General features: G+C 62.3%; 13 protein-coding genes. 7 read left to right on the forward strand and 6 right to left on the reverse strand.

Features of this window, described 5'->3' with window-relative positions:
- Window positions 1-5 precede the first annotated feature (5 nt).
- Window positions 6-902, forward strand: a complete 897-nt coding sequence (locus E4T63_RS03430) for a PA4780 family RIO1-like protein kinase (protein ID WP_135294891.1) — start codon at window positions 6-8, stop codon at window positions 900-902.
- A gap of 291 nt (window positions 903-1,193) precedes the next feature.
- Window positions 1,194-2,336 (forward strand): MFS transporter, encoded by a 1,143-nt coding sequence (locus E4T63_RS03440; RefSeq protein WP_245223452.1) that lies wholly within the window; start codon window positions 1,194-1,196, stop codon window positions 2,334-2,336.
- Here the strand turns inward: E4T63_RS03440 and cueR are convergent.
- The 3 genes from cueR to E4T63_RS03460 all read right to left on the reverse strand — a co-directional run bounded on the left by cueR (window position 2,290) and on the right by E4T63_RS03460 (window position 5,671).
- A complete protein-coding gene (cueR, locus tag E4T63_RS03445; RefSeq protein ID WP_007962968.1) occupies window positions 2,290-2,703 on the reverse strand; it encodes a Cu(I)-responsive transcriptional regulator in 414 nt (137 codons plus the stop codon). The two genes, E4T63_RS03440 and cueR, sit on opposite strands and share 47 nt — an antisense overlap.
- Window positions 2,700-5,093, reverse strand: a complete 2,394-nt coding sequence (locus tag E4T63_RS03450) for a heavy metal translocating P-type ATPase (RefSeq protein WP_135294894.1) — start codon at window positions 5,091-5,093, stop codon at window positions 2,700-2,702. The genes cueR and E4T63_RS03450 overlap by 4 nt, the downstream gene beginning before the upstream one ends.
- A gap of 194 nt (window positions 5,094-5,287) precedes the next feature.
- Window positions 5,288-5,671: a hypothetical protein gene (locus E4T63_RS03460; protein ID WP_103484571.1), complete on the reverse strand. Its 384-nt coding sequence runs from the start codon at window positions 5,669-5,671 to the stop codon at window positions 5,288-5,290.
- 148 nt (window positions 5,672-5,819) lie between these two features.
- On the opposite strand from E4T63_RS03460, the gene E4T63_RS03465 reads away from it, so the two are divergent.
- Both E4T63_RS03465 and E4T63_RS03470 read left to right on the forward strand, forming a co-directional pair.
- On the forward strand, window positions 5,820-6,020 hold the full coding sequence (locus E4T63_RS03465; protein ID WP_096794848.1) for a heavy-metal-associated domain-containing protein: 201 nt from the start codon (window positions 5,820-5,822) through the stop codon (window positions 6,018-6,020).
- Window positions 6,021-6,253: 233 nt separating this feature from the next.
- Window positions 6,254-7,456, forward strand: coding sequence for a multidrug effflux MFS transporter (locus E4T63_RS03470; protein WP_135294895.1), 1,203 nt, complete (start codon window positions 6,254-6,256; stop codon window positions 7,454-7,456).
- A gap of 5 nt (window positions 7,457-7,461) precedes the next feature.
- Here E4T63_RS03470 and E4T63_RS28455 read toward each other — a convergent pair whose 3' ends face one another.
- The 3 genes from E4T63_RS28455 to E4T63_RS03480 form a co-directional block, all read right to left on the reverse strand.
- The gene (locus tag E4T63_RS28455; protein WP_166496092.1) at window positions 7,462-7,635 is read right to left on the reverse strand and encodes a hypothetical protein; all 174 of its coding nucleotides are present in this window, start codon (window positions 7,633-7,635) and stop codon (window positions 7,462-7,464) included.
- Between the two features lie 153 nt (window positions 7,636-7,788).
- Window positions 7,789-8,802, reverse strand: coding sequence for a zinc-binding alcohol dehydrogenase family protein (locus tag E4T63_RS03475; protein ID WP_135294896.1), 1,014 nt, complete (start codon window positions 8,800-8,802; stop codon window positions 7,789-7,791).
- A gap of 32 nt (window positions 8,803-8,834) precedes the next feature.
- Window positions 8,835-9,128, reverse strand: coding sequence for a putative quinol monooxygenase (locus tag E4T63_RS03480; RefSeq protein WP_135294897.1), 294 nt, complete (start codon window positions 9,126-9,128; stop codon window positions 8,835-8,837).
- Between the two features lie 118 nt (window positions 9,129-9,246).
- Here E4T63_RS03480 and E4T63_RS03485 point away from each other — a divergent pair, with 118 nt between their 5' ends.
- The 3 genes from E4T63_RS03485 (at window position 9,247) to E4T63_RS03495 (ending at window position 12,732) form a co-directional block, all read left to right on the forward strand.
- The gene (locus E4T63_RS03485; RefSeq protein WP_027613634.1) at window positions 9,247-10,176 is read left to right on the forward strand and encodes a LysR family transcriptional regulator; all 930 of its coding nucleotides are present in this window, start codon (window positions 9,247-9,249) and stop codon (window positions 10,174-10,176) included.
- Window positions 10,177-10,491: 315 nt separating this feature from the next.
- Complete coding sequence (locus E4T63_RS03490) at window positions 10,492-11,223, forward strand: ArsR/SmtB family transcription factor (protein ID WP_097089938.1); 732 nt, start codon at window positions 10,492-10,494, stop codon at window positions 11,221-11,223.
- A gap of 126 nt (window positions 11,224-11,349) precedes the next feature.
- On the forward strand, window positions 11,350-12,732 hold the full coding sequence (locus tag E4T63_RS03495) for an MFS transporter (RefSeq protein WP_135294898.1): 1,383 nt from the start codon (window positions 11,350-11,352) through the stop codon (window positions 12,730-12,732).
- The last annotated feature ends 15 nt before the right edge of the window (window positions 12,733-12,747 follow it).

Raw genomic sequence — 12,747 nt, forward strand, 5'->3', positions numbered from 1 at the left:
AGCTGATGAAGACTCCAAAACGCATTGAACCCCTGATCGAAGACGGTCTGGTCGACGAAGTGCTGCGCCCACTCATGAGTGGTAAAGAAGCAGCTGTTTATGTGGTGCGCTGCGGTAACCAGTTACGTTGCGCGAAGGTTTACAAGGAGGCGAACAAACGCAGTTTCCGCCAGGCAGCCGAGTATCAGGAAGGCCGCAAGGTGCGTAACAGCCGGCAGGCCCGGGCGATGGCCAAGGGTTCGAAATTCGGTCGCAAAGAGACCGAAGACGCCTGGCAGAACGCCGAAGTCGCGGCGCTGTTCCGTCTGGCCGGTGCCGGCGTGCGAGTGCCCAAGCCGTACGACTTTCTGGATGGCGTGCTGCTGATGGAGCTGGTGGCCGACGAATATGGCGATGCCGCCCCGCGTCTGAACGATGTGGTGCTGGAGCCGGATCAGGCCCGCGAGTATCACGCGTTCCTGATCTCGCAGATCGTGCTGATGTTGTGTACCGGTCTGGTGCACGGTGACCTCTCGGAGTTCAACGTGCTGCTGACCCCGGCCGGCCCGGTGATCATCGACCTGCCGCAGGCGGTGGATGCCGCTGGTAACAACCACGCGTTCAGCATGCTCGAGCGCGATGTGGGCAACATGGCGTCGTACTTCGGGCGCTTTGCCCCGGAGCTGAAGCAGACCCGCTACGCGAAAGAAATGTGGGCGCTGTACGAAGCCGGCACCTTGCACCCCAACAGCGTGCTGACCGGTGAGTTCGACGATCCGGAAGATCTGGCTGACGTTGGCGGTGTGTTGCGCGAGATCGAAGCGGCGCGGCTCGACGAAGAGCGCAAGCAGGCGATCCGTGCGGCGGATGACGAGCCCAAAGGCAAGTCCGACGAACCGCCTCCGCCACCGTGGATGCAGTAAGCGCATGAACAGAAACCCGGCTTCGGCCGGGTTTTTTGTGCCTGCCACATTTCCAGAACCACCGCAGATCCCCCTGTGGGAGCGGGCTTGCTCGCGAAGGGGCCGTATCAGCCGCCATCCTTGTTGGCTGACACACCGCCTTCGCGGGCAAGCCCGCTCCCACAGGGATTTGTGGTGTTCTTGAAATGTGTGTGGGAATCTTGTCAGCCCTCGCACACTCAAGGATTGAATGTGAACGCCCGCCTCATCATCACCGCCCGGCTGATCTCCGATTTCGGCGCCTTCCTCAACATGGTCGCGCTGGCGACTTACGTTTACCTGCTAAGCAACAGCGCCATGAGCGTCGGGGTGTTCCTCGCCAGTCGGGTTGGCGGGGGGATTTTTGCCAGTCTGATCGGTACGCGCTTCTATCGGCGCTGGAGTGGCCGGGTGCCGTTGATCGCTTTCGATCTGCTGCGCGCGGCGTTGCTTGGCCTGCTGTTGATCCTGCCGCTGAGCCAGCAGGCGTTGCTGTTGCCGGTGATCGCTTTCGGCCTGGGTTTTGGCAATTCGATGTTCGCCATCGGCCTCAACAGCCAGTTGCCGAGGCTGATCGACCCGGCGCAGCTACTGAAAACCAACGCCTGGATCACCTCGGCGTCGTCGGCGGCGATGGTCGGCGGCAGCCTGGTGTCCGGCTTGCTGGTGGCGGCATTTGGTTTCGAAACGGTGTTTGCGCTCAACGCGCTGACCTATGTGCTGGCGGCGTTGTTGATTGCGCCGTTGCGCTTCGCCGTTGCAGAAGTCCGCGAACAATCAACCAGCGAACGCGGCGAATGGTCAGCTCTGAAACAAGGCCTGCGCACTGCTCCGGTGGTTGCGGCGATGCTCGCCGTGACCATGGCCGACACCTTGGGCAGCGCCGCGCACAACGTCGGATTCCCGATCATCTCCAAACTGCTGACCCCTGATTCGGCCAGCACCACGCTGGGTCTGATGTTGGCGGTATGGGCCAGCGGCAAACTGCTCGGCGCACGGATTGCCAGTCGCCTCAAAGACACGGATAACCGTGATCTGGAGCGACGGTATTTCCTCGGCGTGGCATTGATGTCCTGCGGTTTTATCCTGATGTTCCAGCAGCACAGCCTTTACGGTCTGCTGCTGTTTTCCCTGCCGGCGGGGCTGGGGGACGGTTTCTCCGAAGTCAGCCTGATGTCGCGTCTGCAGCGTGAACCGGAGCATTTGCGCCTGCCGATTTTCAGTTTCCTGACCTTGCTGCAAATGACCGGGTTCGGCGTCGGCATGCTGGTTGCCGCGCCGTTTTACGGCTGGTGGACACCGGGTACCGTGGTCATGCTGTTCCACGGCATCCCGCTCGGTACGCTGTTGACCGTGAAGCTGCTGGCGCTCAGGCGCGGGCGGGTTGCGCGCAGCAGCCCGACGCCAGTTCCTTGAGGATCGGGCAGTCGGGGCGATGGTCGCCATTACAGTGCTCGACCAGGTCCTGCAGGGTGTCGCGCAACTCGCCGAGCTCGCGGATCTTCTGGTTCAGCTCGTCGATGTGCTGACGCGCCAGCGCTTTCACATCGGCACTGGCACGCTGGCGATCCTGCCACAGGGTCAGCAGCTTGCCGACTTCCTCAAGGGAAAAGCCCAGGTCCCGCGAACGCTTGATGAACGCCAGGGTGTGCAGGTCATCGTCGCTGTAGACCCGGTAGCCGCTGTCGGTGCGATGGGCAGCCTTGAGCAGGCCGATCGACTCGTAATAGCGGATCATCTTTGCGCTCAGGCCACTGTGCCGGGCCGCTTGGCCGATGTTCATCGGTGCTCCTCCAGATCCTTCGGTTTCCAGGTTTTCAACAGTAGCGCATTGCTCACCACGCTGACGCTCGACAGCGCCATCGCCGCACCGGCCAGCACCGGATTGAGGAAGCCGAGCGCTGCCAGCGGAATGCCGATCAGGTTGTAGACGAAGGCCCAGAACAGGTTCTGGCGGATCTTCGCGTAAGTCTTGCGGCTGATCTCCAGCGCTGCCGGCACCAGCCGTGGATCGCCGCGCATCAAGGTGATGCCGGCGGCGTGCATCGCTACGTCGGTACCGCCGCCCATGGCAATGCCAATGTCGGCCGCCGCCAGTGCAGGGGCGTCGTTGATGCCGTCGCCGACCATCGCCACCACCCCGGTTTTCTTCAGTTCGGCGACGGTCGCGGCTTTGTCGGCGGGGAGCACTTCGGCGTGAACATTTTCAATGCCCAGCGCCTCGGCCACCACGCGCGCGCTGCCACGGTTGTCGCCAGTCAGCAGATGACTGTGGATCCCTCGGGCGGCCAATTGCTGCACCGCTTGCAGTGCGCCGGGCTTGAGCGTGTCGCCGAAGGCGAACAGTCCGAGCACTTGCGGTTCCGGGCTTTGCTCGATCAGCCACGACAGGGTTCGGCCTTGGCTTTCCCAGGCCTTGGCGGACTCGGCGAGATTGCCCGCGCTCAGGCCGCTTTCTTCCAGCAAGCGCCGATTGCCCAGCGCCAGACGACGACCGCCAAGATTGCCGGCGATGCCACGCCCGGTCAGGGATTGGCTGTCGCTGACGTCCGGCACGTTCAGGCCACGTTCGGCGGCCGCGTCCAGCACGGCTTTGGCCAGCGGATGTTCGCTGCCGCGTTGCAGGGCGCCGGCCGTTGTCAGCAATGTATTCTCATCACCATCCACCGCGCTGAAATGGGCGATACGCGGGGTGCCGGAAGTCAGCGTGCCGGTCTTGTCGAAGACCACGTTGTCGACTGCATGGGCACGTTCCAGCGCTTCGGCGTCCTTGATCAGAATGCCGTGACGCGCAGCCACACCCGTGCCGGCCATGATCGCCGTCGGCGTGGCGAGACCGAGGGCACACGGACAGGCAATCACCAGCACAGCGACCGCGTTGATCAATGCGGTTTCCATAGGCGCGCCGTACAGCCACCAGCCGATCAGGGTGGCGAGGGCGATCAGCAACACGGTGGGCACGAACACTTGGCTGACCTTATCCACCAGTTTCTGGATCGGTGCTTTTGCCGCCTGAGCGTCCTCGACCAGACGGATTATCCGCGCTAATACACTTTCCGCACCGAGGGCGGTGGTGCGCACCAGCAGGCGACCTTCACCGTTGATCGCACCACCGGTGACCTTGTCGCCCGGCTGTTTTGGCACTGGCAGGCTTTCGCCGCTGATCAGCGCTTCGTCGGCGTGGCTTTGGCCTTCAAGTACTTCGCCGTCTACCGGGAAGCGTTCACCGGGTTTGACCAAGACCTGGTCGTTCAGACGCAGGGCGCTGATCGCCACGTCCTGCTCGCGACCGTCAATGACCTGAATCGCCCGTTCCGGACGCAAGGCTTCGAGGGCGCGGATGGCGCTGGCGGTCTGGCGTTTGGCGCGGCTTTCCAGGTATTTGCCGAGGAGCACCAGGGCGATCACCACCGCCGAGGCTTCGAAATACAGATGCGGCATGCGCCCGGCGGCGGTGGCCCATTCGTACAGGCTCAAGCCATAACCGGCGCTGGTGCCGAGGGCCACCAGCAAGTCCATGTTACCGGCGCCGGCGCGCACGGCTTTCCACGCGGCGACATAAAAACGAGCGCCGAAAATGAATTGCACCGGGGTGGCGAGGGCGAATTGCGCCCAGGCCGGAAGCATCCATTGAATGCCGAACGGTTGCAGCAGCATCGGCAACACCAGCGGCAACGCCAGGACGATCGCGCAGATCAGCGCCCAGCGCTCATGTTGCAGGCGCTGTTGCTGGTTATCGGTGGCCGGATGTTCGGCTTGCCAGACGCTGGCCGAGTAGCCGGCCTTGCTCACAGCATCGAGCAGCGACTGAATGTCGACCTGACCGAGCCATTCGAGGTGCGCGCGTTCGTTGGCGAGGTTGACGCTGACGCTCTTCACCCCGGGGACTTTGTTCAGGGCGCGCTCGACGCGACCGACGCACGAGGCGCAGGTCATGCCGTCGATGCTCAACTCCACCGTCTGCTGCGGCACGCTGTAACCGGCGCGTTCAACCGCCTCCATCAACGCCGGCAAGCTGTCACCAGGCGCCTGGACGCGGGCCTGTTCGGTGGCGAGATTGACGCTGACGGCACTGGCGCCGTTGACTTTGCGCAACGCCCGCTCGACACGCCCGGCGCAACTGGCGCAGGTCATGCCGGCAATCGGCAGATCGAAAGTGATGGAATCGGACATCGGTCTTACTCCCTGTAGAAGATGCCTACAAGGATCAACCTTGCCACGCGGGCAAGGTCAAGCGCCAATATTTGACTCACTACAAAACCAGTGTGGGAGCGGGCTTGCTCGCGAAGGTGGAGTGTCAGTCAACATCATCGCTGAATGACACACTGCTTTCGCGAGCAAGCCCGCTCCCACATTTGGAGTTTCGCTTAGTATTCGAGGGCGGCAGGTCGCAGGTACAAGCCTTTGGCATTTGCCGCGATCCGGTACTTCACCACATCGCCGGCCTTGAGCGAGATCTCCTGCGCCGGCGGTGCCAGCATGCCTGCCTGGCAACCCGGCACCTGGCCAGGCAATTGTTTCAGACGGATGGAAATCGTCCCGTGGGGCAGGTTGAACGAAGTGGTTTGTTCCTGCAGCAGGCGCCCAGCGAGTTGATCATTGACGTACACGCCAATCTCGCAGGGAGTCGGCACTTCCAGGCGCTCGCGCGAGATGATCAGAACGGCGTAGTCCTCACCGGTCGCGTTGGCCTGGGGCAGGGCGGCAAAGAGGCTGAGCAAGCCAAACAGGCTGAAAGCTGACCAGCGCATGGCTGAATCTCCTGAATTTGAGTCATTGATGCACGCAGCTTGGCTGAGCGCGACGCCGATTGCCAGCCCGGCAGTTTTCTGCAGAACTTGACCTTGCCATGGTGGCAAGCTCGACACTGCGGGCAACCTCACTCAAAGGAGTCCATCCATGCAAGTGTTCAACGTTCAAGGCATGTCCTGCGGCCACTGTGTCAAAGCCATCACCAACGCCGTGCAGGCGAAGGATCCGGCGGCCAGCGTGCGGGTCGATCTGGCGGCTAAAGAAGTTGGTGTCGAGAGTTCGCTGAGTGCCGAGCAGGTGATCGAGGTGATCAGCGAAGAGGGCTACCCGGTAAAACTCGCCGGATAACGATAAATCCCTGTGGCGAGGGAGCTTGCTCCCGCCGGGTCGCGAAGCGGCCCTTTTTTTCAATTGAAAAACACTGGGCCTGCTGCTCAGTTCAGCGGGAGCAAGCTCCCTCGCCACAGGTTTCAGGTGTAGGTCATCTGATTTCTAATAGTTAGCGAGCTATCGGAATGTTCAAGGTGTCTCAGCGCGGCTAGACTGTCGGGCTGCCGACTTCTATCCCACCTGGATGCCTGATGAACTTCCGTACCATTCTGATTCTCGGTGCCCTGAGCGCCTTCGGTCCGCTGGCGATCGACTTCTATTTGCCGGCGTTCCCGTCGATGGCGCTGGCCTTTGGCACTGATGAAAAGCATGTGCAACTGACCCTGGCGGCCTATTTCGCCGGTCTGTCGATCGGGCAGTTGCTGTATGGCCCGGTGGCCGACCGGTTTGGTCGGCGCCTGCCACTGCTGGTCGGTGTCGGCCTGTTCACCCTGGCCTCGCTGGCCTGTGCCTACGCACCGAATCTGGAATGGCTGATCGGCGCGCGTTTCGTTCAGGCGCTGGGCGGCTGCGCGGGGATGGTGATTTCCCGGGCGGTGGTCAGTGACAAGTGCGATGCGGTCGGTTCGGCGAAAGTCTTTTCGCAACTGATGCTGGTGATGGGATTGGCGCCGATTCTCGCGCCGCTGCTCGGCGGTCTGCTGGTCAACACCACGGGCTGGCAGTCGATCTTCCTCGCACTGACTGGCTTCAGCGCAGTGGCCGGCCTGGCTGTAGCGCTGGGTCTGCCGGAAAGTCTGCCGGACTACGTGCCGCGCCAGCCGTTGTCCGGTGCGTTGCGCCAATACGGCCGGTTGTTTGGCGACCGGGTGTTTCTCGGGCACGCCCTGACCGGTGGGATCGCGGTCGCCGGGATGTTTTCCTATATCGCCGGTTCGCCGTTCGTCTTCATCAAGCTCTACGGCGTACCCGCCGAGCACTTCGGCTGGCTGTTCGGCACCAATGCGGCGGGGTTCATTCTGGTGGCCCAGGTCAATGCGCGGCTGTTGGCCAAGCGCGGTCCGGCGTTCCTGCTGGCACGGGCGGTGTGGGTGTATCTGCTGGCCGGGGTTTCTTTGCTCGCGGTCAGCTCGCTGCACACCGAAGCGTTGTGGCCGCTGTTGATCCCGTTGTTCGTGTGTATCGCCAGCCTCGGCTGCATCCTGCCCAACGCAGCGGCGTGTGCAATGAACGGCCAGGGTGCGCGTGCCGGTAGTGCGTCGGCATTGATGGGCTGCCTGCAGTTCAGCGTGGCTTCCGGCGCGGCTTCGCTGGTGGGCGTTCTGCACGATGGCAGCGCCATGCCGATGGCCATGGTCATCAGCCTGTGCGGGTTGCTGGTGGTGAGCGTCGCGATGTACACCCGGCATTTGCAGAATGCCCGGGCGTTGGCGCAAGCACAGGCCGAAGCCTGACTGCCTCAGCCGACGGCGCGTTGCTGTCCGGGGTCGGGAATCCGATGGGGCGCGTGCAGGCGCGCTTCGAGGGTGCGGGTGAAGGCGAGCGCCTCGGCTTCACTGCGAAAGGTCACGGCGTGCTGGTCCAGGCGAACCTGCCATTGGGACTTTGCCACTTCTTTTATCAGGATCTTCATTACTGACCTCCCTTGTGTAAAAGATGCATCGCAGAGGCTTCGAGTGTAGACCTGAATACGATCGGATTTGTGACAACAATCAAGCATCTGACTGACGGCAAAAAATAGCGCCAGCCCTTGAAAGGACTGGCGCTGATTATGACGTCCGGGTTTTCAGAAACTTTCTAAAACAATTTTGCCCTTGGCCTTGCCGCTTTCCAGCAGCTCATGCGCCCGGCGCAGGTTCGCCGCGTTGATCGTGCCGAAATGCTCGCCGACCGTGGTCTTCAACGTCCCCGCATCAATCAGATCGGCCACGCGGTTGAGCAGCTTGTGCTGCTCGATCATGTCCGGTGTTTCGAACAGCGAGCGGGTGTACATGAACTCCCAGTGCAGCGACAGGCTCTTGCGCTTGAGCTGGCTCACGTCCAGCGACTTCGGATCGTCGATCAGCGCGAGTTTGCCTTGCGGGGCCAACGCCTCGACCAGTTGCTCCAGGTGCAGATCGGTCTGGGTCAGGCTGGCGACGTGGGTCACGTGATCGATGCCGGCGCGTTTCAGTTCCTCGCTCAACGGCTGGCTGTGGTCGATCACCAGGTCGGCACCCAGCTCGGTCACCCAGTCGCGAGTCTGTGCACGGGACGCGGTGCCGATGACCTTCAGGCCGGTCAACTGGCTGGCCAGTTGGGTGAGGATCGAACCGACGCCGCCAGCGGCGCCGACGATCAGCAGGCTTTGACCTTCATCGGTCTTGCCCTCACGGATCTGCAGGCGTTCGAACAGCAGCTCCCACGCGGTGATCGCGGTCAGCGGCAGTGCGGCAGCTTCGGCGAAGCCGAGGGATTTGGGCATGTGGCCAACAATGCGCTCATCGACCACGTGCAGCTCGCTGTTGCCACCGGCACGGGCGATGGAACCGGCGTAAAACACTTTGTCGCCGGCCTTGAACAGCGTCACTTCACTGCCGACGGCTTTGACCACACCGGCGACGTCCCAGCCCAGTACTTTTGCTGCGCCGTTTTCCGGCGCCACGTTCTGCCGCACCTTGGTGTCGACCGGGTTGACCGAGATGGCTTTGACTTCCACCAGCAGGTCGCGCGGGCCGGCGACAGGCTCCGGCAGTTCGATGTCTTGCAGGGATTTTTCGTCGCTGATCGGCAGGGAGGCGTAATAGGCGATGGCTTTCATGACTTGCTCCGTAACGGTAATAGAAGAAGGGCTCAGGCGATGGTGCCCAGGCGTTTCAATTGGAAGTGTTCGATGCAGTGGCCGGCTGCGGCCTGGAAGTTCTGAAAATGCGCGCTGGCGTTGTGCGCCTGCAGAATTTCCTCGCTGGCCCAGTGTTCGATCACATAAAAGGTCAGCGGATCGGCCAGGTCGCGGTGCAGGTCGTACTGGCTGCAGCCTTCTTCGGCGCGACTCGGCTCAACCAGTGCGCGCAGGGCGTTTTCGAGGGTGTCCTGCTGGCCGGGTTTGGCGATCAGGGTGGCGATGGCGGTGAATGCTTGGGACATGTGCGGCTCCAGTCGCGGGATAAATTTGCTTGAACCCATCATTGGCTATTTCTCGGCGCGATAAAACCGGCTAAAAGAGCAGTCTCTTTCAATGTTTTTTTGATAATCGAGGCTGAGAATGCTGCGTTTCGACGATTTGCAGTTGTTCGTTCGCGCGGCGGATCTGGGCAGTCTGTCGGCAGCGGCGCGGGTGATGGACATGTCCGCGGCAGTGGCCAGCGCCGCGCTCAAACGCATCGAACAGCAACTGGGCGTGCGTTTGCTGGCGCGCTCGACCCGCAGCCTGCGTCTGACCGCCGAGGGCGAAGGCTTCCTCGAATACGCGCGGGCCGCGTTGAGTTCGCTGGACGAAGGCCGGCGATTTCTCTCCAGCGCGCAGGATCAGGTCAGCGGCATCCTGCAGTTGTCGGCGCCTTCGGATTTCGGGCGCAACCTGTTGTTGCCATGGCTCGACGAGTTTCAGCGCGAGCATCCGAAGCTGACCGTGCGCCTGCTGCTCGGTGACCGGATCGCCGACCTGTTCCGCCAGCCGGTGGACATCGCCCTGCGTTATGGCGAACCCGAGGATTCGAGCCTGGTGGCCCTGCCCATCGCTCCGGACAATCGCCGCGTGCTCTGCGCATCGCCGGCGTACCTGGCGCGCCACGGCGAACCGCGTCAGCTCGAACAACTGGCGCAGCACAATTGCCTGCTGTACATGCTCGGCAGCCGCGTGCACGACCATTGGAGTTTTCATGACGGCAAACGTGAAGTCGGGCTGACGGTCAGTGGTGATCGCTTCAGTGATGACGCCGACGTCGTCCGGTTGTGGGCGGTGGCGGGGGCGGGCATCGCCTACAAATCGTGGCTCGATGTCGGCACGGATGTGCTCGCCGGGCGCCTCAAAGTGTTGCTGCCAGAGCTGCTCTGTGAGCGTGCTCCGCTGAATCTGTTGTGCGCCCATCGCGCACAATTGAGTAAGCCGGTGAACCTTTTGAGGGAGATGCTCGCCAGCCGATGCGCCGAATTGAGTAGTCAATTTCCCCATTTCCCGAAAGTTGATCATTAGTCGCAGGCAATTAGCGAAATTTCACTCAGGAACTATCACCATTCGTGTCAGCCACGGCGCAGGAAGCAGCGTGCATCCCGCTTATACTAGCGACCGCCTCAAACCTGCACCGATAACCGGTCAGGACTGAATCCGGCCGGTTTTTCAGAGCCGGGCGAGCGCTGCACAAACGCCGCGGACACTCCATTGACGGGTGCCGCAGCACCGGCCTGGCTTGCTCCGGTTCATGGCGTTTTACCCGTCTTGGCCGATGACCCATTACTGGTCAAGATGTCTTCGAGCAGTAGACGATACGATTCAACAGGGAGTGAATACATGGAACATGCACCTTGCATCAGCCAGATCGCCACGCTGCTGGCCGACCCCAAGCGCAGTGCGATGATGTGGGCGTTGATGGATGGCTCGGCACGCCAGACCGAAGAGCTGGCGCTGCTGGCAGGGTTGTCGCCATCTTCGGCCAGTGCGCATCTGGGGCGTTTGTCCGCCGGGGGCCTGTTGAAAGTCGAGGTCCGTGGGCGCAAGCGCTTTTTCCGTCTGGCAGCCCCGGAGATCGCGGCGGCCATCGAAGCGCTGGCCAGTGCCACGATCGCCAGCGCACCGCGGGAAATTCCTCACGTATTCAAACGCTCGGCACCGAGCGCCAATCCCCGGACTGCGCCGTCTTCACTGCTGCGTGCGCGCTTTTGCGATGATCATTTGGGTGGCACGCTGGCCGCCGATCTGTATCAGCGTCTGCTCGATGCCGGCTGGCTCGAACAGATCGAGCAGCGGGTCGTGGTGACCCTCAAAGGCTCGACGCAACTGGCCAACCGCGGTGTGTTCATCCAGGCCCTCGCTCATCGCAAGGCTCAGGTGGCGTGCGCCTGTCCGGACTGGAGTGAACGTCGCCCGCACCTGGGCGGTTCACTCGGCGCGGCGGTGCTGCAACTGTTCATGCAGTCCGGCTGGCTGGTGCTGCCCAAGGACTCCCGAGCCTTGCAAGTGACCCCGGCCGGGCAGCGGGAAATCCAGCGGTTCGCCAAGGAAACCGAGCTGGAATTGGCGTAATAGAGCGTTCGCCGGCCGACTCTTCGACGCTGGCGTCGCCTGTGACTGCGAACAGGTCGTATCCAGAAAAAGCGCTGAGGCGTTATCGCGCACACTCGATCCGCACACATTGCGGAGGGGATGGGCATGGATACGCGAAACTTCAGCGCGGCAGAACGCCTGGAACGGCTGCCACTCAGCGGTTATCACCGGGTTATTTTCATCATCATTGCCCTGGCGTTCTTTTTCGACTCCATGGACCTGGCCATGATGACGTTCCTGCTCGGCTCGATCAAAACCGAGTTCGGCTTGAGCAGTGCACAGGCTGGCCTGCTCGCCAGTTCGAGCTTTTTCGGCATGGTGCTGGGGGCGTCCCTGTCGGGCATGCTCGCCGACCGCTTCGGGCGCAAACCGGTGTTTCAGTGGAGCATCGTGTTGTGGGGCGTGGCCAGTTATCTGTGTTCGACCGCGCAAACGGTCGAGAGCCTGACGCTGTTCCGGATCCTGCTGGGGATCGGCATGGGCATGGAGTTTCCGATTGCACAATCGATGCTTTCGGAGTTGATCCCGGCGCAGCGGCGCGGGCGCTACATTGCATTGATGGACGGTTTCTGGCCGCTGGGTTTCGTCGCCGCCGGGGTGCTGTCGTACTTTCTGCTGCCGCTGATTGGCTGGCGCGACATCTTCCTGGTGTTGGCGGTGCCGGCGGTGTTTGTGCTGGCGATCCGTTTCTTTATCCCCGAATCACCGCGCTGGCTGGAGCAAGCCGGACGCCATGAGGCGGCGGACAAGGTCCTGAGCGCAATAGAAACGCGCGTGCGCACGTCGCTCGGGGGGGCGACGCTGCCGGAGCCGGTGCGCCTGCCAAGAACAGTGACGCCGCCGGGCAACTTCTTCTCGGCGCTCAAGCAGATCTGGTCGCCGCAATATCGCCAGCGCACCACGATGATCTGGAGCCTGTGGTTTTTCGCCTTGCTCGGTTTCTACGGGCTGACATCGTGGCTCAGTGCGTTGTTGCAACAGTCGGGTTTCGCCGTGACCCAGTCGGTGTATTACACCGTGCTGATTTCTCTGGGCGGGATTCCCGGGTTTCTGATGGCAGCGTGGCTGGTGGAACGCTGGGGGCGCAAACCGGTGTGCATCGTGACGTTGCTCGGCGGCGGGGTGATGGCGTTTCTCTACGGGCAGAGTGCGGTGTTCGGCGGCAACGTCGCGTTGCTGATCAGCTCGGGGCTGCTGATGCAGTTTTTCCTGTTCGGCATGTGGGCGGTGCTCTACACCTATACGCCGGAGTTGTACCCGACTTCGGCGCGGGCCACAGGCTCGGGCTTTGCCTCGGCGATTGGCCGTGTCGGCTCGTTGCTCGGGCCGCTGGTGACCGGGCTGGTGTTCCCGATTACCGGGCAGGGCGGGGTGTTTGCGCTGGGCGCGCTGTGCTTTGCGATTGCGGCGGGGGTGGTATGGCTGTTCGGGATGGAGACGCGGGGCAAGACGCTGGAAGAGCTGACTGAAGCAGAGATCGCTGGTTGAACACAGCACCCTGTG

It is taken from the genome of Pseudomonas fluorescens (assembly GCF_004683905.1).
Lineage (GTDB): Bacteria > Pseudomonadota > Gammaproteobacteria > Pseudomonadales > Pseudomonadaceae > Aquipseudomonas > Aquipseudomonas putida_A.

Coding starts and splice junctions, on each gene's coding strand:
- E4T63_RS03485 (WP_027613634.1), top strand. CDS start 9,247: ATGCTGCGTTTCGACGATTTGCAGTTGTTCGTTCGCGCGGCGGATCTG.
- E4T63_RS03495 (WP_135294898.1), top strand. CDS start 11,350: ATGGATACGCGAAACTTCAGCGCGGCAGAACGCCTGGAACGGCTGCCA.
- E4T63_RS03475 (WP_135294896.1), bottom strand. CDS start 8,802: ATGAAAGCCATCGCCTATTACGCCTCCCTGCCGATCAGCGACGAAAAA.
- E4T63_RS03440 (WP_245223452.1), top strand. CDS start 1,194: ATGGTCGCGCTGGCGACTTACGTTTACCTGCTAAGCAACAGCGCCATG.
- E4T63_RS03460 (WP_103484571.1), bottom strand. CDS start 5,671: ATGCGCTGGTCAGCTTTCAGCCTGTTTGGCTTGCTCAGCCTCTTTGCC.
- E4T63_RS03465 (WP_096794848.1), top strand. CDS start 5,820: ATGCAAGTGTTCAACGTTCAAGGCATGTCCTGCGGCCACTGTGTCAAA.
- E4T63_RS03470 (WP_135294895.1), top strand. CDS start 6,254: ATGAACTTCCGTACCATTCTGATTCTCGGTGCCCTGAGCGCCTTCGGT.
- E4T63_RS03430 (WP_135294891.1), top strand. CDS start 6: ATGAAGACTCCAAAACGCATTGAACCCCTGATCGAAGACGGTCTGGTC.
- E4T63_RS03450 (WP_135294894.1), bottom strand. CDS start 5,093: ATGTCCGATTCCATCACTTTCGATCTGCCGATTGCCGGCATGACCTGC.
- E4T63_RS03490 (WP_097089938.1), top strand. CDS start 10,492: ATGGAACATGCACCTTGCATCAGCCAGATCGCCACGCTGCTGGCCGAC.
- E4T63_RS03480 (WP_135294897.1), bottom strand. CDS start 9,128: ATGTCCCAAGCATTCACCGCCATCGCCACCCTGATCGCCAAACCCGGC.
- E4T63_RS28455 (WP_166496092.1), bottom strand. CDS start 7,635: ATGAAGATCCTGATAAAAGAAGTGGCAAAGTCCCAATGGCAGGTTCGC.
- cueR (WP_007962968.1), bottom strand. CDS start 2,703: ATGAACATCGGCCAAGCGGCCCGGCACAGTGGCCTGAGCGCAAAGATG.